Genomic DNA, 24,605 nt, shown 5'->3' with positions numbered 1-24,605 from the left:
GTGCCTCGGTGCCGAATAAGCCTTCTTATATCCGGGACCGGCGCGAGAACGTCTGGTAGACGTTAACACAGCGGATCCGGGCGCTCCGGGCCACCGACAGATAGCCGCGTGCCGCATGGCCCGAGTCCCTTTGTGCCCGCGCGGCGTACCGTCGCCCATGACCGAAACCGCGGACAGCGTCGTGCTCTCGTATCCGGCCGACCTGAGCGACTGGGGGCGGTTCCAGGTCGAGAAGGACGCGTTCCGGGCGTTCCTCCGGCGCACCCGCGAGACGGCGAGCGAGGGCGACGTGTGGGAGGAGTTCGTCGGCGTCGGCTGCTGTGGCAACTCGCTCGACGTGCCGCTCCGGGTCGAGTCCGTGGACGGCCCGGCGGCGGTCGGCGACGACACCGCGTTCGACTTTGCCGTCCGCGAGGCCTGCGACATCGACGGCGGGTGGCAGGTCCAGAGCGAAGCGGGCCCGAGCTAATCCGGCAGGTACCGGACGTTCACCACGCCCTCGTCGTCGTCGGTCCGCACCTCGACGCGGACGGCGTCGAGCCGGGCCGCACGGGCCAGCGTCGCCTCGTCGTCCAGCACGTCGGCCGCGGCGTCGGCCGCGTCCGTCCCCTCGGGCACCGTCAGGACGTGGATCTCGCCCGTGCCGGCGCGTTCCTCCCGGGCCAGTTCGCCCGGCTCCAAGTCGGCCGCGATCTCCATCGCCTGCGTCGTCGGCGAGAGGTCGCTGTCGACGAGTTCGACCTGCCGGCGCTTTTCGACTTCGACGACCTGCCACGACACCTCCAGCGGCGGGTCCGGCGCGATCGTCGCGGTCAGCACGTCGTCGACCTCGACGCCGGGGTTCGACGACAGCGTGTGCACTTGACTGTCCGCCACGTCGCGCAGGACGGCCGACTCCTCGTCGGCGTGTGTGACGACGAACGTGCCCGTCTTCTCGCTCATGGGTCGAGGAACGGACTCGACCCTTTTCCCCTCACCGATAGCGTCGGTGGACGAGCCCCATCACCGCGGCCGCCGCCGCCGGCACGACCGGCGACGCAGCCGGCGGGATGGCGTACAGCGCAGCGACGACGGGGGCAAAGAGGCCGCTCGGCTCGGGCCTGGTGACCGTCTCGCCGTCGAGGACGAACGTCTCGGGCATCGAGGCGACCAGCCCGAGGTACAGCGACAGCACGAACAGGAACCCCGCCGCCGCGAGGGCGCGGTCGTAGCGCGCGTCGCTCCCGCCGCGACGGTGGCGGCGCGCGACGAGCAGCACCGGCGCGACGAGCGGGACGACGACGAGGATCCCGATCAGGACGTAGAACGAGCGCGAGAGCGTCAGCGACCCGCCGGCCGTCCCGAGCGTGTTCGCCACGAGCACGACCAGCGCCGAACCGAGCAGGAAGCTCACCAGCAGAGTGACCAGCGCGCTCGCGCCGACGTAGCCCCGGAACAGCCGGGACTCGCTCGCCCGAAAGGCGTAGGGAAAGGCTCCGGGGAGGCCCCGATACGTGCGCCCGTCGTCGGAGTCGGCCATTGGCGGATGTTGGACTGACGGCCGAATAAGCGCCGCGGTCCGCGGTGGCGTCACGGGACCGGCGGTGTGTCGCTCCGCTCGCCGCCCGCGACGCGGTACTGACTTAACCTGCCGTAACGGGCGTTGCACCATGCACGTCGACATCGGCAACGCGCTCGCCTCGGTGGCCTCGCCGGGCGTCTCGCGCGACGCGCTCGAACGGCTCGACGAGGACGTGGCCGCGGCCCACGAGCGGATCGAGGCGGGCCGCGCCGACAGCAAACACGGCTACGCCGCGCTGAACCTGCCCGACACCGCGGACCCGGACGCGATCCGTGCGGCGGTCGACCGGTTCGACGACCCCGACGCGGTGATCACCGTCGGCATCGGCGGCAGCGCGCTCGGCGCGGCGACGCTGGCCCACGCGCTCGACTCGGACGTCGACGCGTACTTCCTCGACAACGTCGACCCGGCGCACGTCGCCGGGCTACTCGACTCGCTCGACCTCTCGAACGTCGTCGTCAACGCCGTCTCGCGCTCGGGCACCACCGCGGAGACGCTGTCGAACTTCCTCGTCGTCCGCGACGCGATGGAGGCCGCGGGCGTCGACTGGACCGACCGCACGTTCGTCACGACCGGCAAGTCGGGGCCGCTCCGGCGGCTCTCGGAGCGACACGATCTGCCGGCGCTTGCGGTTCCGGAGGGCGTTCCGGGCCGGTTCGCGGCGCTCTCGACCGTCGGGCTGGCCTGCGCGGCGCTGTGTGGCCACGACATCGAGGCGATACTCGCGGGGGCCGCCGCCGAGGCCGACCGCCTCGCCGGGTCGCTGTTCGAGTCGCCGGCGTACGCCTACGGCGCGACGGCGTACGCGCTGGACTCGCGGGGCGCGTCGGTCAACGCGATGATGCCGTACGCCGAGTCCCTGGAGACGTACGCCGAGTGGTTCGCCCAGCTGTGGGCCGAGAGTCTCGGCAAGGACGGCCTCGGACAGACGCCGGCCCGCGCGCTCGGCGCGACCGACCAGCACTCCCAGCTCCAGCTCTACCGCGCCGGCCCGCGGGACAAGCTGGTGACGATGGTCCGGCCGCGCGAGCGTGAGGACCGCGCGATCCCCGAGACGGACCTTGAGGGGCTCGCCTACCTCGGCGGCTCGTCGCTGGGCGACCTGCTCGACGCCGAGTTCGAGGCGACGGAGGCCAGCCTCGCCGCCGCGGGCCGCCCGTCGGTCCGGGTGGAGATCGACCGCGTCGACGAGCACGGCCTCGGCGAACTGCTGTACGGGATGGAGGCCGCATGCGTCATGGCCGGGGAGCTGTACGGCGTCGACACGTTCGTCCAGCCCGCCGTCGAGTGGGGGAAACGCGCGGCGCGCGGCCTGCTCGGCGGCGGCGAGTTCGAGGAGGCCGAAGCGGTGGCGGAGAAGGAGCGACTCGTCGTGGAGTGACCGCCGCGCCCGCCTCGGTGGCAGCAGTCGGCCGCCTCGGCCGGAAGGAGAGATCCTTTATTTCCAGCGACCGAACCCGTCAGTATGGACGACAGGGAAGTCGCGAGCGAGTACGTCAGGTCCCCCGACCGGTCGCTCGCGCCGAACGTGGGGTCGATGCTCGCCGGGGTCGCGTTGCTGGCGGCGGTCCTCCTGCTCACCGACGGGACGCTCGCGGACCCGACGGTCGGCGTCGCCGGGGTCGCCGTCGCCGGGGTCGCCGTCGCCGCCTTCTTCGCTCGCCGCCGGGACATGCTGGACGCCGGCGTCGCCGCACCGGCGGCTGCGGGGGCGAGCCTCGCCGTCGCAGGCGTCGGCGGCTACGCGCTCGTCGCCGGCGGCCCCGGCGAGCCGATAGCGTTCGGGCTCACGCTGCTGGGCGTCGGCGCGGTCGGCACGCTGCTGGGCGGCGTCGGCGGGCTGCTCGCGGCCGTCGCCGACTGGCGGGCGATCCCGGACGACCGGCTCGCGGCGATGACACGGACGACGCTCTCCAGCACGGCGTTCGGGCTGTTCGGCTACCTGATGTTCAACGTCGCGGTGCTGGTCGTCGGCCTGTTCCTGCTGGTGGCGGTCGGGGGGGAACTCACGCCCGTCCAGGAACAGCTCGTCAGCGCCGCGGGACTGACTCTCGGCACCGTTGTAACGGTGTACGCGTTCCTGAACTGGACGGACGAGACGACCGACTTCTTCGACGTCCGGATGCCGTCGCTGCGCGATGTCGGCTGGGTGGTTGGCGGGATCTTCGTCATCTTCGGCGGGCTTGTGCTGGTGTCGGTCGCACTACAGTTGATCGGAGTCCCCTCGTCGGGCCATTCCACGGTCCAGCAGGCCGAGGACAACCCCGAGATCCTGCTCGTGCTGATCCCGATCACGCTGGTAGTGATCGGTCCCTGCGAGGAGATCATCTACCGCAACATCGTCCAGAAGTGGCTGTACGACGTGTTCTCCCGACCGGCCGCCATCGTCGTCGCCAGCGTCCTGTTCGCGCTGATCCACTTCCCGGCGTACTTCGGCGGGAGCGTGATCGCGACGTTTGGCAGCCTTATCACGCTGTTCACGCTGTCGCTGGTGCTCGGCGCGTTCTACTCGAAGACCGACAACATCATCGTCCCCGCCGCGATCCACGGGATTTTGAACGCCCTCCAGTTCGCCTCCGTCTACGTCGAACTCACCGGCGGAGTCCCGGCGGTCGTCTGACGACCGTCTGACTGGGTTTTATTTCCTCCCGTATCGGATCGCATCCATGGTCAGGCAGTACTCCATCGTCTGTGAGGACGACGTCACCGAGCGGGTCCGGTCGCTGGCCCGCGAGTACGACCTCACCGAGGAGGAGGTGCTGCGTCAGCTGATCCAGCGGGGGTTAGAGCAGACGGAGCACGACCGGCAGCGGCAGTAGCCGGCTACGCGTTCGACGGGTTCTTTCGGGAGAGGGAGCTCCCGCAGACCGGGCAGCGGTCCTTGTTGTCGTCGAACTCCCGACCACAGCCCTGGCACTGGAAGTTCCAGTCGCGCTGCTCGGTGATCCCCTCCTTTGCGATCACGTCCACGTCGACGTTCAGCCGGTCCGCGACGTTCTGCATGGCGTAGTCGTCCGTGACGAGCGTCCCGTCGAGTTCGAACGTGGCGGCGATGAGCCGGATGTCCGTGTCCGAGAGCTCATCCAGGTCGCCGACCTCCCCGGCTGCCCGGCGGACCTTCTCGACGGTCTGCTCGCCCGGGATGTGGATATGCATCCCCGACCCCTCCATGGCGTCGAAGCGGTAGGCGCTTTCGTCCTCCAGCTCCTCCCGGACCATCGGGATCGTCGCCGTCTGCTCGTCGGTGTGATACTCGTCGATGAAGGCTGAGGAATCGAGAACGTACATTTACCGCTGAACGACGATGTAATCTTTCACAGCCTGCACGCGCGAAACGGGAACGCGGTATCGGCCGCCGCTATCGGTGTCGAAGTCGACGCTTCTGGTCGGCGTTTCCTCGGTCGGGTCGACGAGGATGTCGTCCAGTTCCCCCGTCCTGAGGTCCATCGTGATGTTGTACAGCATCCCGAGTTCTGTGCCGTCCGAGCCCATGACGGCTTTCCCCGAGAGGTTCTCCGCGAGTACGTCGGACATACAGGCCCCTTCCGGCTAATGTAATATAAACGCCACGGGGACCGACAGTGGCGGCATCGGCCGGCCCTACTCCTTTCGCTCGTCGTCGGCGTCCGACAGCCGCTGGATATCCCGTTCGCCCTCGTAGCGCCCGTTGTACGCCGGGTCGAGGTACACCTCGCCGGACCCCTCGATCCGGTCCTCCGGGTCCTCGACCGCGACGGCATCGCCGAGGCGGTTCCACAGGCGGGCGAGTGCGGCACGGATCATGTGTGATGGTCACATTCGAACCGACAAAACGGTACCGGGCAGTCGGTCCCGACCGCCCCTGGCGACCGCGGAGCCGGATCAGTGCCGGCCCCCGACGGACGGCGATGACGATACAATTAAATGCCGCGCAGAGTAGGGGTACACAAGAACCTTCTCGGGTGGTTAGCCATGTCTGATACCGATACACGCGACCCGTCTGAATCCCTTCGCACCCCCATCGTCGCCGTCCTGGGCCACGTCGACCACGGCAAGACCAGCCTGCTCGACAAGATCCGCGGCTCCGCCGTCATCGAGGGCGAGTCCGGCGCGATCACCCAGCACATCGGCGCGACGGCCGTCCCGCTCGACGTGATCTCGGAGATCGCCGGGGAACTCGTCGACCCCGAGGACTTCGACCTCCCCGGCCTGCTGTTTATCGACACGCCGGGGCACCACTCCTTCACGACGCTGCGCTCCCGCGGCGGCGCGCTCGCCGACATCGCCATCCTCGTCGTCGACGTGAACGACGGGTTCCAGCCACAGACGCTTGAGGCGCTTGACATCCTCAAGCGCTCGGAGACGCCGTTCATCGTCGCCGCGAACAAGGTCGACACGGTGCCGGGGTGGAACCCCACGGAGGACGCCCCGATCCGGGGGACCTACGACTCACAGAGCGACCGCGTCCGGTCGGACCTGGACGAGCGCCTGTACGAGATCATCGGCAACCTCTCGGACGAGGGGTTCTCCGCCGACATGTACTGGCGGGTCCAGAACTTCCAGAACAACGTCGGCGTCGTCCCGGTCAGCGCCATGACCGGCGAGGGCGTCCCCGACCTGCTGACGGTGATGATGGGCCTCTCCCAGCGGTACATGAAGGAGGCCATGGAGATCGACGTGGAGGGGCCCGGCGTCGGCACCGTCCTCGAAGTCAAGGAGGAGAAGGGCTTCGGCACGACGGTCGACGTGGTGCTGTACGACGGGACTATCAGCGAGGACGACACCATCGTCGTCGGCGGCGAGAACCAGCCCATCGTCACGGAGGTCCGCGCGCTGCTGAAGCCCCGACCGCTCGCGGAGATCCGCACCGAGAGCCGCTTCGAGAACGTCGACTCCATCTCCGCGGCGGCCGGCGTGAAGATCGCCGCGCCGGACCTCGGCGAGGCGATGGCCGGCGCGCCCGTCCGCGTCGTCCGCGACCGCCCGGTCGACGAGGTGATCGACGAGGTGCAGGCCGAACTCAGCGACATCGCGGTCACCACCGAGGAGGACGGCGTCGTCATCAAGGCCGACACGCTCGGTAGCCTGGAAGCGATGGCGAACGCGCTGGAAGAAGCCGAGGTACCGATCGTCCGCGCCGAGGTCGGCGACGTGGCCCCCCGCGACGTGTCGGTGGCCGACACCGCGGACGACGACAAGCACCGCACCATCCTCGGGTTCAACGTCGACGTGTTAGACGACGCCGAAGACCAGGTCGACCGTGACGACGTACACCTGTTCACCAGCGACGTGATCTACCAGCTCATCGAGGAGTACGAGGAGTACGTCGAGGAGGTCGAGCAGGCCCAGCAGGAGACGGTGCTGGAGAACATCACCCGGCCGGCCCGCTTCCGCATCCTGCCGGACCACACGTTCCGGCAGAACGACCCCGCCGTCGTCGGCGTAGAGGTGCTCGCGGGGACAGTGAAAAACAACGCCCGGGTCGTCCTATTCGACGGCAACGAGCCCGAGCGCATCGGCCAGATCAAGGGCATTCAGGAGCAGGGCGATGACGTGGAGGAGGCCCGCCGCGGCGACCGCGTCTCCGTCGCCATCGACGGGCCCACCGTCGGCCGCGGCATCGAGGAGGGCGACGAACTGTGGACGGAACTCCCCGAGAAACACGCGAAGATACTGGAGCAGGAACTGTCCGACGACATCCCGGCCGACGAGTTCGAGGCGCTCCAGCAGTACCTCGACAAGCAGCGCAAGCGGGACCCGTTCTGGGGCAAATAAAGACGACCTTTTTCCCGGTCGGGTGTCCTCGCGCGCCTCCGGCGCGCTGTGGGCACCCTCCCGGCAAAAATGTCGATCAAAAAGGCCGCCTCCGCGGGGCTCCGCCCCGCTCCGGCGGTGAAACGCCGCCTTCGGCGGCGTATGCTTGATCTACTGCCTGGTTCCCGCGGTTTGTGATGACGTTCCTCCCTCCTTCGCACCGACGACCGATCGGTCTGATACCAGTACCCACACCCCCGAACCGCTTATGACAGTTCCCCAAGAAGCCGGACGGGTGGGAATCGAACTGTCCGAACTGGAGTTCGGCGAGGAGACGTACGAGGGGCGACTGAACGTACCTGAAGGCGACGCGGAGTCCGACGTGGGCGTCGTGATGGTTCCCGGCGCGGGGCACGGGCCGTTCGGGAACATCTTCGACATCGTCGCGTACGAACTGGCTGGCACCGGCGCACACGTGTTCCGGTACGAGAGCTGGGAGAGCATCGACGGACTGGAGGCGAAAACGTTCGAGGAACTCCACAGGGAGGTCGATACGGCGGTCGAGCGCCTGCAGGACGAGGGCTGTTCCGAGATCCACCTGATCGCGAAGAGCTTCGGCGGCGGGATCGCGCTCACGCACGTCCCCGACGCCGTCGAGCGGGTGGTGCTCTGGGCCCCCGCCGTCGAACTCGTCGAGGGCAGCGTCGAGCACGACTCCGACGAGCGGGTCGACGACAGCGAGGACCTCCCGATAGCGGTCGGTACCGACGACCTCGAAGCGGTCGACGTGCCGGTCCGGATCCTCGTCGGCGACGAGGACCGGGGCGTATCGGCCGAGGACTGCGAGAGCGTCGCCACGGCGGTCGAGGACGGTGACGTGACCGTGATCCCCGGGGAGACCCACTCGTTCAACGGGAACCGGACGGCGATCGTCGCGGAGACGCTGGACGCCCTCGACCGCGACCGCTGAGCGCGGCGAACGGACGGTCGGCGGCAGCCCTCGTCACTGGCGGGGTCGGCACGGTCCCCACCGCCGGAATTTTTCGGCTGGCCGCCGAACCGCCGGCGAGATGGAACCGACACTCGTCTTCCTCGGGTTTCTCATGGTCGCCGCGGCGGTGTACGTGGCCAGCGACCCGATGGAGCGGTCGCGGAGCTGGGTGTCGCCCCGGGAGTGGACGGAACAGCCCGAGGCGGCAACGGAGAAGCAGTACTGGCGGACGATGGGGATGGCCGGCGTTCTGGCGGGGCTGGGGCTGTTTCTGGTGCTGTTCGGCGCGACGGCGTGAGAAGGATTACCGCGCCGTCGGCGTGACGCCTTCCTGCATCGCCTGCTTGACCTGCAGCGCCGCGCTGGCGGCGAGGCCGCGAGCGACCTCGTCGCGGTCCTCGGCCGCGATCAGGTCCTCGCCGTCCAGGTCGTCCCGGTCCGGCGTGAAGCCGGCGCTGACGGGGTGGCCGACGGGGGGCCGGACGGCGACAGTCGCCTGGGGGCCGGCGGAGCCGTGGGAGATCTCCGAGTCGACGACGTACTCGTTGGGGAGGAACTCGCGAGTGCGGGCCGCGATCCGGGAGACGTCCTGCCGGAGCATCCGCTTCTGGTCGGTAGTGAGTTCCGGAAGGTCCGCTGACGCGCGCTTGCCGGCCTGTGTGATACCTGGGTTCCCGGCGTACGGCGTGTTTCCGTTCATGAGAATCTTGCTACCGCGGATAGGGCGGCCCCCGATAAAAAGCGTTCGGCCGGCACAACGTTCAGAAGACCGACGACGACTCCCCGTAGACCGCGAGCACGACCGCGGAGGTGTACATCCCCGGTTCGGCGGGCGCGGTGACGACCTCGTACTGCGGATCCCCGAACGCCCAGTCGCGCAGCTCCTGCCCGGTCGAGAGGCCCTCCAGCACCCGCCCGCGAACGTCCTCGACGCCGGTCTCGCCGGCGGCCTCGTAGAACAGCCCCGGACCGTCCTCGCCTGTCGCCCACGCGAGTCCCGCGCTCGCGCGACCCGGCCCGGCGACGGTGGCGCGAGCCTCCACCACGGTCAGTTGCTCGCCCGCCGGGCCGAGGTCCGGCGCGGTGCCGACCGCCTCGACCGTCGCGTCGGCCGGGATCACCGACGAGACGGGGACGAGGTTGTAGTTGTGGACGTTGGCCGCGGCCAGCGCGGCGTCGTACGCCGCCATCTCCGTGGGTCCCGTCGCGGTCCCCCAGACGACGCGGATCGCGTTCATACCGGACGTGGACGCCCGGCGGCGGAATGCGTTGCGGTTCGGCGGGACCGCCCGTCATAGTGTTTGCTCTCACTGTTTACCGGTGGTCGACCACACCGTTACCGTCGACCACCGGTAATTGGCGAGAGCAAACACTATCAGATGCCGCCGGCGGCCATGCCGAACAGCGCCAGCGAGATGACCGTGAAGATGACGGCGACCCCGTTTTTGATCGTCCCGGTGTCGAGCGTGTTCGACACGTACGGCGCGATCTGGCCGCCGAGCACCGTTGCAGGCACGGTAAAGACGACCATGTTCCACGGCGTCGACGCGAGGGAGAGCGAGTGGGCACCGGGGACGAGCGCCCCGCCGAAGACGTGGACGAGCGAGGCGATGATCGCAGTAGTCGCGACGACGATGTGGTTCGTCCCGATGGCGACGCGCACGGGCACGTCCGTCCGGAGCTTCGAGATGATCCCGAGTTCACCGATGCCGAAGCCGGCGAGTCCCTGGAACGTACCGCCGACGGCGTAGTTCGCGAACCGTTCGAGGTAGCCCGACCACGTGTACGTGTAGGTGTCGCCGCCACGGTCGACGCGGGTCACGGTCCCCGAATCGTCGACGCTGACGCCCGCGGGACCGAGCTTCCCGTGGTCGTCCGGCAGGGTGGCGTCGGTTCCGCCGTCGGTCGCGACGCTCTGCTCGTCGCTCTCCGGCGCGCCGTGTCCCAGGTCCGCGGTGAACATCAGGTACGCCGCGGCGACGAGCGCGAGCGCGAGGAGCGCGTGGAACACCGGCTCGGGGATGAAAAACGACAGGATCGCTCCGCCGACGACGAACGGCAGGCCGCCGAGGACGAGCGTGAGCCCCAGACGCCGGTCGACCAGCCCGTACTGGACGAACGCGACGGCCGAACTCGACAGGCCGAACGACTCGCTTATCAGCCCGACCTTCACGATCGTCGACGGGTCGAGCGGACGGGCAAACAGCGGGAACACGAAGATGAGAAACGGGACGAACAGCGCCGAGCCGCTGATCCCAACGGTGTTGACGATGGTCGCGCCGAGCAGGAAGAAGGGGAACAGCCACCAGTAGTCGAGCCAGTAGCCGGTCCCGCCGCCCCCGTCGACGGGCGCGGTAAGGACGACCCCGACGACGAACAGCACGGGCGCGGCGAAGACGAACAGGTGCTGGCGCTTCAGGAACGCCTTCTGCAGCCGCTGGAGAGCACTCGCACTCATCGTTACGACACCTACAGCGACTCCCCGGCGTGGCCGTCGCCCGCGGTTCCGAAAATCATGATCGATCGATCACAAACAACCCGCGTAACACAGCGATCCATTGGCTATGCTTCCGGAACGGCGGATGTAAAAGATCTGTGGGTCGGCGTGCGTGTGGTGACGGTTTGCACGGACGGCGGTCCGACGGCTCAGTACGAGTAGTCGGAGTGGCCGCCACAGCGATAGAGCGCCAGCAATGCCCTCACCGGTTCGGCCGGGATGCGATCAGGCGTTCGAGAAGCATCCGCGAGCGAAGCGAGCGGTTCACCGGACGCGACCGGCGGGAGCGCCCGGCCTTTTTTGATCTCTCGGCGAGCGGAGCGAGCCGAGGCTCGGGAGAGCTTTGCTCTCCCGGTGGACATTTTTTCGAGGAGTGGTCGCGCGGAGCGCGACCCGACGAGAAAAAAGGTCGTCTTAGTAGGCGTAGTCGGGGTAGCCGCCGCTGGTGACGGTGTCGCCCGCGCCGTCGTCGTCCTCAATCTTCTCTAACGACTCCTCGAAGTCGGTCATCCGGACCTCGGTGCGGCCGTCGCGGATTGCGAACATGCCGGCCTCGGTCGTGAGCGACTCGATCTCCGCGCCGCTGTACCCCTCGGTGCGGTCGGCGAGCGCGTCGAAGTCGACTGCGTCGGCGACGTTCATGTCGCGGGTGTGGATCCGGAGGATCTGGACGCGGCCCTCGTGGTCGGGTTCGGGCACCTCGATGAGGCGGTCGAACCGGCCGGGCCGGAGGATGGCGCGGTCGAGCATGTCGAACCGGTTCGTCGCCGCGATGATGCGGATGTTCCCGCGGTCGTCGAAGCCGTCCATCTCCGAGAGCAACTGCATCATCGTGCGCTGGACCTCGGCGTCGCCGGAGGTCTTCGATTCGGTGCGCTTCGCCGCGATGGCGTCGATCTCGTCGACGAAGATGATCGCGGGCTGGCGCTCGGTGGCCAGTTCGAACAGGTCGCGAACGAGCCGGGACCCCTCGCCGATGAACTTCCGGACGAGTTCGGAGCCGGCCATCTTGATGAACGTGGCGTCGGTCTCGTTGGCGACAGCCTTCGCCAGCATCGTCTTCCCCGTCCCCGGCGGGCCGTGGAGCAGGACGCCGCTGGGCGGCTCGATGCCGGCCTCCACGAACTTCTCGGGGTTGACGAGCGGCTCCTCGACGGCCTCGCGGACCTCGCGGACCTGCTCGTCGATGCCGCCGATGTCCTCGTAGCGGACGTCGGGGCTGGCGTCGATCTCCATCGCCTGCGCCCGGGCGTCGGTCTCGTTGTCGAGGATCGTCTGGACGCTGAAGGAGTCGTTGACGGCGACGCGGTCGCCGGCCTCGAGGCGCTCCGCCATGCGCGAGGACACCTCGGTCAGCACCTCCTGGTTGTTGCCGTGCTGCTTGACGACGGCCTCCTCGTCGGACACCTCCTCGACGGTGGCGACGTACAGCGAGGAGGTTTTCAGCGTCTCGTTTTCGCGTTCGAGCCGGTCGACCTCGCCTTTCAGCTCCGCGCGGCGGTCGTCGGCGGCGTCTAGCTGTTCGGTGAGTTCGTCGTGGACCTCGACGATCTCCGCGAAGTGCTCGCGGAGCGCTTCCAGGCGCTCCTCGTCGGACATCTCGGGGTCGAGTTCGAGCCGCGGTCTGTCCGGGAGCGAGGGGCTGCGTGACATCGGTTGTAAACGGTTAAGAAACGCTGCGTAAATGTGCCTTTGGGTCGCGGCCGATCTCCTGTCGGCGCTATATCAGGTCGGCCATCTCGTCCAGATGCTCGTCGTACTCGTCCAGCGCCCGCTGGACCGGTTCGGGCGAGCGCATGTCGACGCCGGCGTGGCGGAGCAGTTCGAGGGGGTACTCCCGCGAGCCGCGCTGGAGGAACTCGATGTACCGCTCGGCCGCCGGTTCGCCCTCCTCCAGAATGCCCTGTGCAAGCGCGACGGCGGCGCTGATGCCGGTGCTGTACTGGAACACGTAGTACGCCCGGTAGAAGTGCGGAATGCGCATCCACTCGCGGGCGATCCGGTCGTCGACGACGGCCGGCTCGTAGAACTCGGCCTTCAGGTCGCCGTACACTTGGTCGAGGCGGTCGGGGGTGATCGCCTCGTCGTTCTCCTCCAGCTGGTGGACGCGGTGCTCGAAGTCCGCGAACATCGTCTGGCGGTACAGCGTCGACCGGAACCGTTCCAGGTACTCGTTCAGGACGTGCCGGCGGAACTCGGGGTCCTCGACCGTATCGAGCAGGTGGTGGGTGAGCAGCGCCTCGTTGACGGTGCTCGCCACCTCGGCCACGAAGATCTCGTAGTCGCTGTACACGTAGGGCTGGGTCTCGCTGGTGTACTGGGAGTGCAGCGAGTGGCCGAGTTCGTGGGCCAGCGTGTACATCGAGGCGATGTCGTCCTGGTAGTTCATCAGGATGAACGGCTGGGTGTCGTACGTGCCGCTGGAGTACGCGCCGGCCTGCTTCCCGCGGTTCTCGTACACGTCGACCCAGCGCGATTCGAGCCCCTCGGCGACGCGGGACTGGTAGTCCTCGCCGAGCGCGGCGACGGCCTCGACGACGTAGTCCTTGGCCTCCTCGTAGGTGACTTCCGGGCTCTCGCTCTCGGTCATGGGCATGTACAGGTCCCACATCCGGAGCTCGTCGACGCCGAGCGCCTCGCGCTTGAGGTCGGCGTGGCGGTGGAGCGTGTCGAGGTTCTCCCGGGCGGTGTCGACGAGGTTGTCGTACACGTCCGCGGGGATGTTCGGGCCGTCGAGGGCCGCCTCGCGGGCGGTGTCGTAGCCGCGGGCGCGGGCCTCCTTCACGTCGGCTTTCACGCTGTTCTTGTACGCGGTGCCGACGGCGTTGCGCACCGTCTCCCACTCGTCGTAGAACTGCTCGTACACCTCCTGCCGGAACTCGCGGTCCTGGCGCTTCTGGAGGGTCGTGAAGTTGCTCAGGCTTATCTCGACGGCGTCCCCGTCGGGGTCCTCGACCGTCGGGAACTCCATGTCGGCGTTGGTGAGCATGTTGTACACCTCGCCGGTGCCGTGGGTCACCTCGCCCAGTTCGGCGAGCAGCTCCTCGACCTCCGCCGAGCGCGTGTGCTCTTTCATCCGGAGCACGTCGTCGAGGTAGTGTTCGTACCGCTCTAACCCCTCGGTCGCCGCGACCATTTCGTCGAGTTCCTCGCGGGTCCGCTCCTGTATCTCCGGCTCGATGAAACTCGCCGCGCTGGCGGCGTCGGAGTGGAGCGACTGGGCGCGGGCGGTCAGCGCCTGGTACTCCTGGTCGCGGGTGTCCTCGTCGCGGCGCATCCGGGCGTAGGCGGCGACGTTCGACACCTCGCGCATGATCGAGTCCCGCAGTTCGAGCACTTCGAGCAGCGTCTCGCCGTCCTCGGTGACGCGGCCCTCGTAGGCCGAGAGGTCGTCGACCCGTTCGGCGACCGCCTCGTAGGCCTCCTCCCACTCCTCGTCGGTCGCGTACACGCTCTCGAGGTCCCACTTGTACTCGGTGTCTATCTCCGAGCGTTCGGGTACCGAACTCATGGCCCTGCCTTGGTTCAGCCCGGTGGTAAGGCTTGTCTTTCACGGGTCTTGCCAGGATCGCGCCGACGGTGTCAGGACCGGAATCGAAAAGTAACAGACACGACAGGACTCGGGCATGACAGGAGACGAGAGCGGCCGCGGACGAGCCGAGCGGACGCGCCGCCGGTTCGTCGGGAGCGCCGCGGCGACGGTCGCGGTCGGCCTGGCGGGGTGTAGCGGTTCGGGGTTCGGCAACGACGGCGGGACCGACGCGGACACCGATACAGACACCGACGGATCAGCGACGACCGGACCGACGACGTCGAGCGACGGGGAGACGTCCGTCGAGGGGTGGCCCACGTTCCGCGCGGACGCGGCGAACACCGGGACGGCATCGGCTGCCGGCCCGGGGGCGACGCCGACCACCCGGTGGACCGCCGACGTCGGCGGACCGGGCCTCTCGTCGCCGGTCGTCGCGGACGGGGTCGTCCTCGCGGGGTCGGAGGACGGTCTGCGGGCGTTCACGACCGACGGCGACCCGGCGTGGGAGGCCCCGACGGACGCGCCGGTGACCGCGACGCCGGCCGTCGCCGGAAACAGGGCGTACGTCGCCGACGCCGACGGGACGCTGTACGCGGTCGGGATCACCGACGGGAGCGTGCAGTGGCGCGCCGCCCTCCGGGCCGATGCGTTCGGCTTCGGCCGGACGGCACAGCAGATCGACCCCGCCGTCCACTCGTCGCCGACGGTCGCGGGCGGGACGGTGTTCGTCGGCGGCGACGACGGCGCGGTGTACGCGTTCGACGCCGAAACGGGCGACCCCGAGTGGCGGAGGCGCGTCCGGGGCGACGGGTTCCCGCCGCGCGGACAGGTCGCCGCGCCGGCCGTCGCCACGCCCGCAGTCGCCGACGGGATCGTGTACGCAGCGGCCGGGCCGACAGTCGCCGCGCTCGTCGCCGAAACCGGCGACCCCGAGTGGCGAACCGACGCGCCCGCCGCAGTGACCGCCTCGCCCGCGGTCCGCGGCGGCGTCGTCCACGCGGCCAGTCTCGACGGGTCGGTTCTGGCACTGGCGGCCGACAACGGGGATCCGGACTGGTCGGCCGCTCGCGGCGGGCGGGCGTACCCGCCATCGGAACGATCGGAACAGGAGCGGCTCGTTGTCGACTCATCGCCGGCGGTCGCCGAGGCCGGGGGCGACGCCGCCGTCGTCCTCCGCGGCGACGGCGCGACGCACGCGTTCGACGGGACGGGCGAGCCGCTGTGGACCGCGCCGGACGCAGACGGGGCCGCGTTCGGGCCGCAACAGCAGGCCGGGTCGCCGGTGCGCTCGTCGCCCGCGGCCGGGCCGGAGCGGGCGTACGTCGGGACCGATCGCGGCGTGGTCGCGCTCGGCCTCGCAGACGGGGAACGCGAGTTCGCGTTCGGGACCGAGAGAGCTGTGGTCGCCTCCCCGGCGCTCGTGGATGGAACGCTGTACGCCGTCGACCGCGACGGGACGTTGTACGCTCTGGCGACTTAGAGGCGGTCGGCCACCTCGCCCGCCACCCGCGCCCGCGTTCGCCACTCCGCACGGCGCTCCCGGAATACCGACCGGGCGCTCGCCGCGGCGTCGGCGTCGACGGCGAAATCGAGGGCGGGGTAGTCGACCGCGGTCAGCACGAGCGGATACGCCGGCGCTGGCGGGATTCCCTCGTGACCGGGTAGCGGGACTGGAGCCAGCGCGCGCTCGACCTTCGCCAGTCCCGCATCGCCGACCGCGACGGCCCGGACCAGCGAGACGAGCCGCCGCACCAGCTGGCGCGCGAAGCCGCCGGCGCGGAACGTCAGGGCGAGGTAGTCGCCGTCGACCGACAGCGACGCCGAGAGGTCACGAACCGTCCCGGTCTCGTCGGGCGTCAGGTTGTGGAAGTCGTGCTCGCTCGACAGCGCGTCCAGCGCCGTCCGCGCCCGCCCGGGGTCGGCGTCCGGTGCGTGCAGGTGATAGACGTACTCCCGGGCCGTGGCGTCGTGGGTCGCGTGGAACCCCTCGGGCGCGTCGGCACGCGCCCACGCCCGGACCGACGCCGGGAGTTCGCCGTTGAACGCGGCGGGCGAGAGCCAGTCGGGGGCCTCGAACGCGACCGTCTGGGCGACGGCCGAGACGCCGGCATCGGTGCGCCCCGCCGCCGCGTACCCCGGCGGCGTGTCGCCCTCGTGGACGCCAAGGTCCCGGAGAGCGTCGAGGATGGCGTCCGCGACGGTCGGCACGTCCGGCTGACGCTGGAAGCCGTGGAACGGCCGGCCGTCGTAGGCGATCCGGTAGGCGTCCATCAGGTGCGGTCCCGTTCGGTCTCGCGGTCGGCGTCGCGGGCCGGCTCCGAGCCACCGGCCGACTGCCCCGGTCGCCGATCGCGGACGTACTCGCGCGCCTCGCCGACGCTCTCGGTTTCGAGCAGGTCCTCCAGCCGGCGCTCGTACTCCAGTTCGTCGATCTCGCCGCGGGCGTACCGCTCGCGCAGCGTTTCGAGGGCGGCCGATTCGTCAACCTCGGTCGTGGACTCGTCGCTCTCGCTGCTCCCGTCGTCCCACGACCAGTCCTCGTCGTCCGCCTCGAACAGCCGCCCGTGCAGGATCGCCGACAGCGGGACCAGCACCGCGAAGCCGAACGCGAAGATCAGCCCGGTCTGGGGGTGGTCGAACGACCCGGCGAGAATACCCGCCCCGAGCACCAGTATCGACATCGTTCCCGGGTTGACGACGGCTTCGACGGCGCTTCGGACGCTCATACCCCGGCGATCCGTCGCGGGTGACAAATAACTACGCGGTGCGCGGCGACGAGGCCCGGCTGACGCCGCACTACACCAGGTCGTCGTACGTCGGCCGCTCGCGGTCGCCGGGGAACTCGTCGACGGGCACCTGCGTCTGGTCGCCGCTGTCCATGTCCTTGATCGTCAGTTCGTCGTTTTCGAGGTCCTGCTCGCCGACGATGACGACCGTCTCGGCGTTGATCGAGTCGGCGTAGTCGAGTTGCGCGCCGAAGCTCCGGCCAGCCACGTCCGTCTCGACGACGTGGCCGCGCTCGCGCAGGTCGCTCGAGACCCGGGCGGCGACGGGCCGGGTGTCGCCGACCTGCAGGACGTAGTAGTCGGTCGATAGCGTCGCGTCGGGGCCGACGCCCGCGCGGTTGAGCAGCAGGGAGAGTGTCGCGTGGCCGGGCGCGACGCCGACGGCGGGCGTGGGCTGGCCGCCGAAGCTCTCGATGAGGTCGTCGTAGCGCCCGCCGCCGAAGATGGAGCGGGACACCTCGCCCGTCGAGTCGAAGCACTCGAAGACGACGCCGGTGTAGTAGTCCAGCCCGCGAGCGGTCTCCAGCGAGACGGTGCAGTGCTCCCGCGCGCCGAAGTCCTCGGCGGCGTCGAGCACGTTCTGGAGGTTCGTCACGGCGGCCTCGACGCGGTCCGTTTCGGCGAAGTCGACGAGTTCGTCGAGGTCGTCGCCGCCGACGCGGAGCAGGTCGTCGAACCGCTCGGCCTGGTCGTAGGAGAGGCCGGCGTCGGTCAGCAGGCCGTGGTACTCGGCGGTCTCGATCTTCGCGCTCTTGTCGACGGCGCGGATCGCCGCCTGCGTGTCCACGTCGGCGTCGAACGCCGCCAGCAGGCCGCCGAGGATGTCGCGGTGGGAGACGCGGAACTCGAAGTGCTCGCCGGTGAGCCCGAGGCCGGTCAGCGCGTCGGCCGCCCACGCGAGGATCTCGGCGTCGGCGGCGGGGTCGTCGGAGCCGAAGATGTCGACGTTGGTCTGGTAGAACTCGCGGAACCGGCCCTGCTGTGGCTCCTCGTAGCGCCAGAACGGCCGCGTCGAGAACCACTTGATCGGCTTCGACAGCTCCTGCTGCTTGGCGACGACCATCCGCGCGACGGTCGGCGTCAGTTCGGGCGTCATCGCCACCTCGCGGCCGCCCTGGTCCTCGAAGGAGTACAGTTCCTCGACGATCCCCTCGCCGCTCTTGTCGACGTACATCTGCGTCGATTCGAGCGCCGGCGTCCCCACCTCGCGGAAGCCGTACCGGCGGGCGGCGTCCTCCAGCCCGTCGATGGTGGCCCGCCGGGCGCTCATCTCGCCGGGGTAGAAGTCACGGAACCCCTTCAGTCGGTCGTACATGTCCCCGGATTGCGCCGGGGCGCGCTTGAAACCTGCTATCCCCGCCGGTCGTCCGGGCGGTCCAGCGAGCGCGTCGCTCACTCCCGGACGCCCGTCACGCGCGTCTGGTCGTGGTCGGGGAACACGTCGGCGACCGCCTCGGAACCGTGGCGGTCGGCGAGCAGGGCGCGGAGTTCGCCCTCGTAGTCCGCGCGGCGGATCTCCTCGCTCGGTCCCACGTCGAGTTCGAGGGTGGCGTCGACAAGCCGGTCGACGGCACTGCGGCCGAAGCCCGAGAGGGGGGCGATGTAGTCGACGCCGTGGCGGTCCTCCAGGCTCTGGGCCTCGGCGCGGGAGACCGTGGGGACGCGGTCGTCGCGCCGGGAGCCGTCGGCGACGGCGTCGAACTCCCGCCCGGCGACGCGTTCGAGCGCGTGGTCGTGGACGCGCTGGATCCCGTTGCGGGGGTAGCCGTCCTCGCGCATGCGGTCGACGGCGTCGACCGCGACCTCGCGGTCGAGGTCGATCCGCTCGAAGGGAAACCCGACCGTTTCGGCGGTGTCGCGGGCGTGTTCCCACTCGTCGGTCACGCCGAAGTGGCCGGTGACGAGCGTCACGTCGTAGAACTCGTCCAGGAGGAGCGCCGCGAGCGTGGAGTCCTTCCCGCCGCTGTAGAGCAGGCCGAGCTCCATCCTAGCGACGCTTGATGTTGTAGCTCTGGGAGTCGGGCTTGAGTTCGCTGAGGAGCTCCTTCATCTTCTCCTCGTCTATCTTCCCCTGGATGCGGCCGCTCTGGGCGAGCGCGACGACCTGGCGCTCGACCTGCTCGCCGAAGTCGGGTTTGCTCATCTTGACGGAGTTCAGGCGCTTGCGCGCGCCGTCGGTGAGGTGCTGGCGGAGCACCGCCTTCTTCTGGGCGTCGGCCTGCTCCTGGCGGCGCTGCTGGGCCTCGGCGTCGCCGCCCTCGCCCTGTTGCTCCTTGAGCTGTTCCATCTTCTTCTGGCGAAGCTCCTCCAGTTCGTCCTCGTCGGGGCTGTTGCTCATCGTGTCCCGAAGTTACGTAGCTGACGGCAAAATCATTACGGACTGGTGTGTCGGGTCGCTATCGGCGCGCGGTGGCGTACAGCACCGGGCCGACGACGAGCAACACGATACCGAGGTAGCGGAAGGTGATCGGGGCCTCGCTGCTGGGCGTGATAACGAAGAGAAGCCCGAACGCCACCGCGTTGGCCGACAGCACTTTCTGGGACTTCAGCGGCAGCGAGCCGAGGATCGACAGCACGAACAGGAGCAGCAGAGCGTGCCCGACGTGATAGTTGAGCAGGAAGTTGTCGAGCGCCTGCAGCGGTATCTCGGTCATCCCTATCGAAAGGTTGCCGCCGAGTCGGCCTTTAAACTTGTTATTCTACCCCGAACAGGCGCAATCACCACGGCCTGAAGGCCGTGGATACGCGCAGTCACTTAGTGACACATTCCACGGCTGATTTCATAGCCGAATTTCTAACCCATACTTTGAACTTCCAAGAACCGCTATCCGACGGTAAGGTCAGGTCGGAGCGGAGCGGGTTCCGAACGGCCTTCGGAGGCGGCCTGTCCGCCCACGTAACGAGGCAGTATCCGAAAGGGCCGTCGGTGAACGCCACATCCTTGAAGGGTGTGCCAACGTGCCGACTGCTCAAAGCCCGCGCTACGATACCCCCGACTCCGCTAATGTCTGCCGGCGTCCCCGTGGAAAAACCAACACTGGGACGCCGTATATGGTCGAGGATAGGGGTAACGGCGGCTTGGCACCGCCAGCAGTCCACCAGTCCGATACTGTGGGACTACCCGGACCCGAACGGTCTGGTAGTCCGGTGACTGGACTGCATACCTGAAACTCCCACCGCTCGGGATTCCTCCGCGCCTACGCGGAAGAGGATGTCAATCCGACCCGATCGGGCCGGTGATCTCCAGCGGGCGGAGCCACACGTACCAGATGACGAAGACCATCGTGCCGAAACCGAGCACCCAGATCAGCGACCCCAGATCCGGATAGCCGGCGCTCGACAGGAAGTACTTCGCCAGCCCCGGGATGATCACGCCGCTCGCGAGCACCGTGCCGAAGGCGACTTTCTCCGAGACCACTACCGGTCACCTCCGTGGCCGCCCCGCCGTTCGGCCCCGCCGCCGTCGCTGATCCTCGTGTCGTTCATGCGCCACCGTTGGAACTGGAGCGGCGTGAATCTCTCGATCACAAAGGGGGTGGACGCACGATGGAGCGTGTGACACTGTGCGTCCGTGCGGATCTAACAGCTCGACAACTATAAATCACGTTAATTGGTTTCCTGACGGGACGCCCGCCGCGCGACGGACCGAAGCGACGCTCCGCGAACCGGCTCCCGACGGTGCCGTCAGATGGTCCCTAACGGCACAATGACCGGCTAATCGTGGCACGGGCCGAAAAGTCGCCGGACCGTGCTGATACGGCGGTAGTGGCTCTGGTAGCGTTGCTTTCCCCCCGCCACCCGTCCGCCGACACCGCGGGACCGGGCGCTAATCCCTCCATTACAATGCCCGTCCCCGGGGTACGGCCGTAGCAATGAGCCAGACGGTTGCACGCGGATCCGGCGACGAGTACGCCGTTCGATGGTACGAGCCGGGGGACCGCGACGGGATCCTGTCGCTGTACGAGCGGGAGTGGGGGCGACGGCCAAGCCGGGAGTGGTTCGACTGGAAGTACCTCGACGACCCGTACCTCTCGCACGTCCCGGTGAACGTCGCCGTCCGGGAGGCCGGCCCTGACGACGCACCCGAGGTAGTCGGGGTGCAGGCGTACGTCCCGTTCCGGCTCCGCCACGGGGACCGGACGGCGCTGGCGCTCCAGCCCGCCGACGCTATCGTGGACTCGGACCACCGCCGCAACGGGCTGTACACGCGCCTGACCGAGGCGGCGATAGGCCGGTACGAGACGGGCCGCCCGGCGTTTTTCTTCAACTACCCGAACCCCGGGGCGTTCCGCGCACAGCAGGACCTCGGCTGGGTCGGCGTCGACCGTGTCACCACGCACTACCGCCTCCAAGACCCCACGGCGGTCACGGACGACGGTGGGACCTCGGAGACGCTCGCCCGGGGCGCTCGGCCGCTCGTCGACGGCGTGCTGGGCGTCTGCGACCGCGTCGCGCCCGCGGCGGAGGACCTTGCCGTCGCCCGCTACGACGGCGCGCCGACCGAGGTGCTCTCGGAGGTGGCCGCGACCGCCCCGGACGGACTCCACGCGGAGCGGGACGAGGCGTTTTTCGACTGGTGGTTCGCGAACCCGTCGTTCGACCACACGACGTACGTCGCGCGCCGGAACGACGGGCCGGTCGCCGCGTTCGTCACGCGGACCCGCGACGGCGACCGCGTCAGGCTGCTCGACGCGCTGCCGCTTTCGGATGGTGACCGGGCGGCGTACTGTCGCCTGCTCGAGTCGTGGGTCCGCGACGACGCGGACGCGGCGGTGCTCTCGGTCGGCGAGTCGGCGGTGCCGTCCGACCTGCTGGCGCGGTTCGGGTTCGTTCCGGACGACGCGCCGGTCGTCTCCCGGTTCTGCACGGGGGTTCGGCTCGCGGCGCGGCCGCTCGCGGGCGACGGGGCGTCGCCCCGGTTCCCGCGGGCGACGCTCCGGACGCCGGCGAACTGGGCGCTCACCTTCGCGGAACAGGACCGGTTCTGAACATGGGCGAGCGACCACCCCGTGTGATGGTGCTCGACGGCGACTTCGACAACGCGATCCAGGTCGCGACGGAGCTGTCGACCGACCTGAACGCCACCGTCGTCGGCGTCGGCACGTCGCCGGACAGCAGGCTGTTGCGCTCGACGCACTGCGACATCGCGGAGACGGTCGCCACGACCGGCGACGGGTACCCGACCGAACTCCTGACGGCCGCCGACCGGCACCGCCCCGACGTGGTGGTTCCGGTCGGCTACCGGTCGGTCACGGCGATGGACGAGGTCCGCGAGCAGCTCCCCGACGGCGTCGCGTGCTGTCTGCCGCCGTCCGACTCGCTCGCGGCCGCCGTCGACAAGCGGCGGACGCTCGCGCTCGCCGACGACCTCGGGATCGACACGCCCGCGGACTTCTCCGCGACGCTCGCCGACGCCGAGCGCACGCCCGCCGCGGTTCGGGACCTGCCGTTCCCCCTCTTTCTCAAGGCCGGACACGAGTCCGGCGAGAACGTGACGGCCGTCGTCGAGGAGCCACGCGAGTTCTGGCCGACGTACGAGGATCTGGACGCCGAGAGCGACGACGTGCTCGTCCAGGAGTACGTCGGCGGGTCGACCACGTACGCCTGCGGCGCGCTGTTTCTCGATGGCGCGGTCCGGACGCTGTTCGAACACGAGGAGCGCCGCTCGATCCCCCGGCAGGGCGGAAGCGGCACGCGGGTCGGGGTGTTCCGCGACCCCGAACTGGAGGCGGCCGCGATCCGCCTCCTCCGGGAACTGGACTGGCACGGGTTCGCCCTCGTGGAGTTCAAGCGCCGGGACGACGGCTCGTACGCCCTGATGGAGGTCAACCCGAAGCTGTGGGCCTCCTACGCCCTCGCGAGCCAGGCCGGCTACCGGTTCGTCTCGACAATGGTCGCGGCGCTGCTCGGCCTCGACTGGCGGCCGCCGACGCCCGACCAGCGCCGCGAAATGGTGTTTCCGCTCCGGGAGCTGGACTTCGCGCGCCGCGATTCCGATGGGTCCGTCCCGCGGGCCGCGCTGTCGATGCTGTGGCCGCCCGCGCGACCCGATTTCAATCTCCACGACTATCGGGCATGGTTCACGCCGCCCGCCGACGGGACGGACCCGGACGACGGGTCGACGGAGGCGGACCCCGATGACGAGTCGACGGAGAGGGCCGCTAACATCCGGGGGCGCGTCGAACCGCTGCTGGCTCGCCTCGACCCGCGGGAGGGACGATGAGCGAGACGACCGACGCCGTGGCGGTCGACGCGACGGAGACCGTCCGCCGGATGAGTCGCACCCTGCGCGAGACGCTGGCGTACTCCCGGGCGCGCAACTACGTCGGCTGGGACTACTGCGACGGCCTGAGCAGCCGCCTGCTGCGGGCGCTCCCCGTCGACAACAAGTGGGTGAACCTCGCCTTCCAGGAGACGATCAAGCGCGCCCCGGTCAACGTCCGCCCGCTGTTTCTCGTCGAGCGCCGCCGCAACTTCATGAGTACGGGGCTGTTCGCGGCCGCCAACCTCGCCGTCGACCGCCTCGCGGCAGGGGACTTCCCCGAAACCGACCCGAGCGTCGACTACGCCGGCGAGGCGCGACATCTCGTCGACTGGCTGCTGGACAACCAGTCGACCGGCTACCGCGGGTTCTGCGGCGGCCACAAGCACCGGATCCAGACGCTCGACACGCTCAGTCACCCGGCGGACCCCTCGGTCGTCTCGACGGCCCCACCGGTCCGCGCGCTGCTCGCCGCGTCGACGCTGGACCGGGAGTACGCGACCGTGGCCCGCACCGCCGCCGACTTCGTCGTCGAGGACCTGCGCTACCGCGAGGTCGACGACGGCGCGGTCATCGACTACCACACGAACGACGCCGACGAGTACTACACCATCAACGCCGGGGCCATCGGCGCGCGCCTGCTGGTCGACCTCTACGACCACTTCGGCGACGCCGACCTGCGCGACCGCGCGACGGCGATCCTCGACCACGTCGCCGCGCTCCAGACCGACCGCGGCGGCTGGCACTACCGCGACCCGCCCGAGGCGTCGCATCTGTCGATGGACAACTTCCACAACGGCTTCGTCGTCGAGTCGTTCCTCCGCTACGAGGACGCCGTCGGGGACCGGTACGCCGACACCGTCGACGACGCGCTCGCGTTCTACCGGACCATGTTCGAGGACTCGGGCGCGCCGCGCTGGGACGAGTCGTCGGCGTACCCCCGCGACGTTCACGCCGCCGCGCAGGGCATCCTGACGTTCACCTACGCCGGCGAGCACGACCTCGCCCGCCGGATCTTCGACTGGGTGCACGAGGAGCTGTACGCCGGCGACGGTCGGTTTCGGTTCCGCAAGGGTCGGGTCGTCTCGAAGCGGTACACGCTCATGCGCTGGTGTCAGGCGTGGATGGCCTACGCGATGGCCGAACACCTCCGCGTCGTGGCGGGCGTCGACCTGCCGGGACTCCCGTCGCCGGCGGTGGCCGACAGCGACCGCTGACGGCCGCGCTCGGCCGCGACGGGTGA

The 24,605-nt window shown here is 69.4% G+C and carries 28 protein-coding genes; 11 read left to right on the top strand and 17 right to left on the bottom strand.

The genetic code is table 11. The features are described 5' to 3' along the window. Positions 1-115: 115 nt before the first annotated feature. Positions 116-469, top strand: a complete 354-nt coding sequence (locus tag D8896_RS02935) for a hypothetical protein (protein WP_121820569.1) — start codon at positions 116-118, stop codon at positions 467-469. Here D8896_RS02935 and D8896_RS02930 read toward each other — a convergent pair. Further along, positions 466-942 (bottom strand): DUF5812 family protein, encoded by a 477-nt coding sequence (locus D8896_RS02930; RefSeq protein WP_121820568.1) that lies wholly within the window; start codon positions 940-942, stop codon positions 466-468. The genes D8896_RS02935 and D8896_RS02930 overlap by 4 nt on opposite strands. A 31-nt stretch (positions 943-973) precedes the next feature. Then, positions 974-1,519: a hypothetical protein gene (locus D8896_RS02925; RefSeq protein WP_121820567.1), complete on the bottom strand. Its 546-nt coding sequence runs from the start codon at positions 1,517-1,519 to the stop codon at positions 974-976. Between the two features lie 130 nt (positions 1,520-1,649). Between D8896_RS02925 and D8896_RS02920 the strand changes: the two genes are divergently transcribed. From D8896_RS02920 to D8896_RS02910, 3 genes are all read left to right on the top strand, one after another. Further along, a complete protein-coding gene (locus D8896_RS02920) occupies positions 1,650-2,942 on the top strand; it encodes a glucose-6-phosphate isomerase (protein ID WP_121820566.1) in 1,293 nt (430 codons plus the stop codon). 84 nt (positions 2,943-3,026) lie between these two features. Continuing rightward, the gene (locus tag D8896_RS02915; RefSeq protein ID WP_162991408.1) at positions 3,027-4,181 is read left to right on the top strand and encodes a CPBP family intramembrane glutamic endopeptidase; all 1,155 of its coding nucleotides are present in this window, start codon (positions 3,027-3,029) and stop codon (positions 4,179-4,181) included. Positions 4,182-4,227: 46 nt separating this feature from the next. Then, the gene (locus D8896_RS02910) at positions 4,228-4,380 is read left to right on the top strand and encodes a CopG family transcriptional regulator (RefSeq protein ID WP_121820564.1); all 153 of its coding nucleotides are present in this window, start codon (positions 4,228-4,230) and stop codon (positions 4,378-4,380) included. Positions 4,381-4,384: 4 nt separating this feature from the next. On the opposite strand, the gene D8896_RS02905 is transcribed toward D8896_RS02910, so the two are convergent. The 3 genes from D8896_RS02905 to D8896_RS02895 form a co-directional block, all read right to left on the bottom strand. After that, the gene (locus D8896_RS02905; RefSeq protein WP_121820563.1) at positions 4,385-4,849 is read right to left on the bottom strand and encodes an NOB1 family endonuclease; all 465 of its coding nucleotides are present in this window, start codon (positions 4,847-4,849) and stop codon (positions 4,385-4,387) included. After that, on the bottom strand, positions 4,850-5,095 hold the full coding sequence (locus D8896_RS02900) for a PRC-barrel domain-containing protein (protein WP_121820562.1): 246 nt from the start codon (positions 5,093-5,095) through the stop codon (positions 4,850-4,852). Positions 5,096-5,161: 66 nt separating this feature from the next. Continuing rightward, positions 5,162-5,344, bottom strand: a complete 183-nt coding sequence (locus D8896_RS02895; protein ID WP_121820561.1) for a hypothetical protein — start codon at positions 5,342-5,344, stop codon at positions 5,162-5,164. Between the two features lie 168 nt (positions 5,345-5,512). On the opposite strand from D8896_RS02895, the gene infB reads away from it, so the two are divergent. From infB to D8896_RS02880, 3 genes are all read left to right on the top strand, one after another. Beyond that, positions 5,513-7,315, top strand: a complete 1,803-nt coding sequence (gene infB / locus D8896_RS02890; protein ID WP_121820560.1) for a translation initiation factor IF-2 — start codon at positions 5,513-5,515, stop codon at positions 7,313-7,315. A 274-nt stretch (positions 7,316-7,589) separates the two neighbouring features. Next, entirely contained in the window at positions 7,590-8,264 is a 675-nt protein-coding gene (locus D8896_RS02885) for an alpha/beta hydrolase (RefSeq protein WP_121820559.1), read from the top strand. 100 nt (positions 8,265-8,364) lie between these two features. Beyond that, positions 8,365-8,583: a hypothetical protein gene (locus D8896_RS02880; RefSeq protein ID WP_121820558.1), complete on the top strand. Its 219-nt coding sequence runs from the start codon at positions 8,365-8,367 to the stop codon at positions 8,581-8,583. A 6-nt stretch (positions 8,584-8,589) separates the two neighbouring features. Here D8896_RS02880 and D8896_RS02875 read toward each other — a convergent pair whose 3' ends face one another. From D8896_RS02875 to pepF, 5 genes are all read right to left on the bottom strand, one after another. Further along, positions 8,590-8,985: a DUF5811 family protein gene (locus tag D8896_RS02875; protein ID WP_121820557.1), complete on the bottom strand. Its 396-nt coding sequence runs from the start codon at positions 8,983-8,985 to the stop codon at positions 8,590-8,592. Positions 8,986-9,046: 61 nt separating this feature from the next. Beyond that, positions 9,047-9,523: a pyruvoyl-dependent arginine decarboxylase gene (locus tag D8896_RS02870; protein WP_121820556.1), complete on the bottom strand. Its 477-nt coding sequence runs from the start codon at positions 9,521-9,523 to the stop codon at positions 9,047-9,049. Between the two features lie 137 nt (positions 9,524-9,660). Further along, positions 9,661-10,743 (bottom strand): sulfite exporter TauE/SafE family protein, encoded by a 1,083-nt coding sequence (locus D8896_RS02865; RefSeq protein WP_121820555.1) that lies wholly within the window; start codon positions 10,741-10,743, stop codon positions 9,661-9,663. Between the two features lie 453 nt (positions 10,744-11,196). After that, complete coding sequence (pan2, locus tag D8896_RS02860) at positions 11,197-12,435, bottom strand: proteasome-activating nucleotidase Pan2 (protein WP_121820554.1); 1,239 nt, start codon at positions 12,433-12,435, stop codon at positions 11,197-11,199. A 67-nt stretch (positions 12,436-12,502) separates the two neighbouring features. Continuing rightward, positions 12,503-14,293, bottom strand: a complete 1,791-nt coding sequence (pepF, locus tag D8896_RS02855) for an oligoendopeptidase F (protein WP_121820553.1) — start codon at positions 14,291-14,293, stop codon at positions 12,503-12,505. 115 nt (positions 14,294-14,408) lie between these two features. Between pepF and D8896_RS02850 the strand changes: the two genes are divergently transcribed. After that, the gene (locus D8896_RS02850; RefSeq protein WP_121820552.1) at positions 14,409-15,794 is read left to right on the top strand and encodes an outer membrane protein assembly factor BamB family protein; all 1,386 of its coding nucleotides are present in this window, start codon (positions 14,409-14,411) and stop codon (positions 15,792-15,794) included. Here the strand turns inward: D8896_RS02850 and truA are convergent. The 7 genes from truA to D8896_RS02815 form a co-directional block, all read right to left on the bottom strand. After that, positions 15,791-16,585, bottom strand: a complete 795-nt coding sequence (truA, locus tag D8896_RS02845) for a tRNA pseudouridine(38-40) synthase TruA (RefSeq protein WP_121820551.1) — start codon at positions 16,583-16,585, stop codon at positions 15,791-15,793. The genes D8896_RS02850 and truA overlap by 4 nt on opposite strands. Beyond that, complete coding sequence (locus D8896_RS02840) at positions 16,585-17,040, bottom strand: SHOCT domain-containing protein (RefSeq protein WP_121820550.1); 456 nt, start codon at positions 17,038-17,040, stop codon at positions 16,585-16,587. Before D8896_RS02840 ends, truA begins: the two co-directional genes overlap by 1 nt. 70 nt (positions 17,041-17,110) lie before the next feature. Continuing rightward, positions 17,111-18,415: a histidine--tRNA ligase gene (hisS, locus tag D8896_RS02835; RefSeq protein WP_121820549.1), complete on the bottom strand. Its 1,305-nt coding sequence runs from the start codon at positions 18,413-18,415 to the stop codon at positions 17,111-17,113. A gap of 77 nt (positions 18,416-18,492) precedes the next feature. Then, positions 18,493-19,086, bottom strand: coding sequence for a DUF7411 family protein (locus D8896_RS02830; RefSeq protein WP_121820548.1), 594 nt, complete (start codon positions 19,084-19,086; stop codon positions 18,493-18,495). Position 19,087: 1 nt separating this feature from the next. Next, positions 19,088-19,438 carry a DNA-binding protein gene (locus tag D8896_RS02825; RefSeq protein WP_121820547.1) on the bottom strand — a complete coding sequence of 117 codons (351 nt, stop codon included), beginning with the start codon at positions 19,436-19,438 and terminating at the stop codon, positions 19,088-19,090. Positions 19,439-19,496: 58 nt separating this feature from the next. Continuing rightward, positions 19,497-19,754 carry a hypothetical protein gene (locus tag D8896_RS02820; protein WP_121820546.1) on the bottom strand — a complete coding sequence of 86 codons (258 nt, stop codon included), beginning with the start codon at positions 19,752-19,754 and terminating at the stop codon, positions 19,497-19,499. 560 nt (positions 19,755-20,314) lie between these two features. Then, positions 20,315-20,518: a hypothetical protein gene (locus tag D8896_RS02815; RefSeq protein WP_121820545.1), complete on the bottom strand. Its 204-nt coding sequence runs from the start codon at positions 20,516-20,518 to the stop codon at positions 20,315-20,317. 454 nt (positions 20,519-20,972) lie between these two features. Between D8896_RS02815 and D8896_RS02810 the strand changes: the two genes are divergently transcribed. From D8896_RS02810 to D8896_RS02800, 3 genes are read left to right on the top strand one after another with little or no spacing between them, the layout of a single operon-like run. Next, positions 20,973-22,088 (top strand): GNAT family N-acetyltransferase, encoded by a 1,116-nt coding sequence (locus tag D8896_RS02810; protein ID WP_121820544.1) that lies wholly within the window; start codon positions 20,973-20,975, stop codon positions 22,086-22,088. A gap of 2 nt (positions 22,089-22,090) precedes the next feature. Continuing rightward, positions 22,091-23,323: a carboxylate--amine ligase gene (locus D8896_RS02805; protein WP_121820543.1), complete on the top strand. Its 1,233-nt coding sequence runs from the start codon at positions 22,091-22,093 to the stop codon at positions 23,321-23,323. Next, positions 23,320-24,579 carry an antibiotic ABC transporter permease gene (locus tag D8896_RS02800; protein WP_240451989.1) on the top strand — a complete coding sequence of 420 codons (1,260 nt, stop codon included), beginning with the start codon at positions 23,320-23,322 and terminating at the stop codon, positions 24,577-24,579. Before D8896_RS02805 ends, D8896_RS02800 begins: the two co-directional genes overlap by 4 nt. The last annotated feature ends 26 nt before the right edge of the window (positions 24,580-24,605 follow it).

The sequence above is a fragment of the Halostella salina genome (assembly GCF_003675855.1).
Classification (GTDB): domain Archaea; phylum Halobacteriota; class Halobacteria; order Halobacteriales; family Natronoarchaeaceae; genus Halostella; species Halostella salina.
Note: the sequence above shows the minus strand (reverse complement) of the source record. Positions and strands in the feature narration are given on the sequence as shown.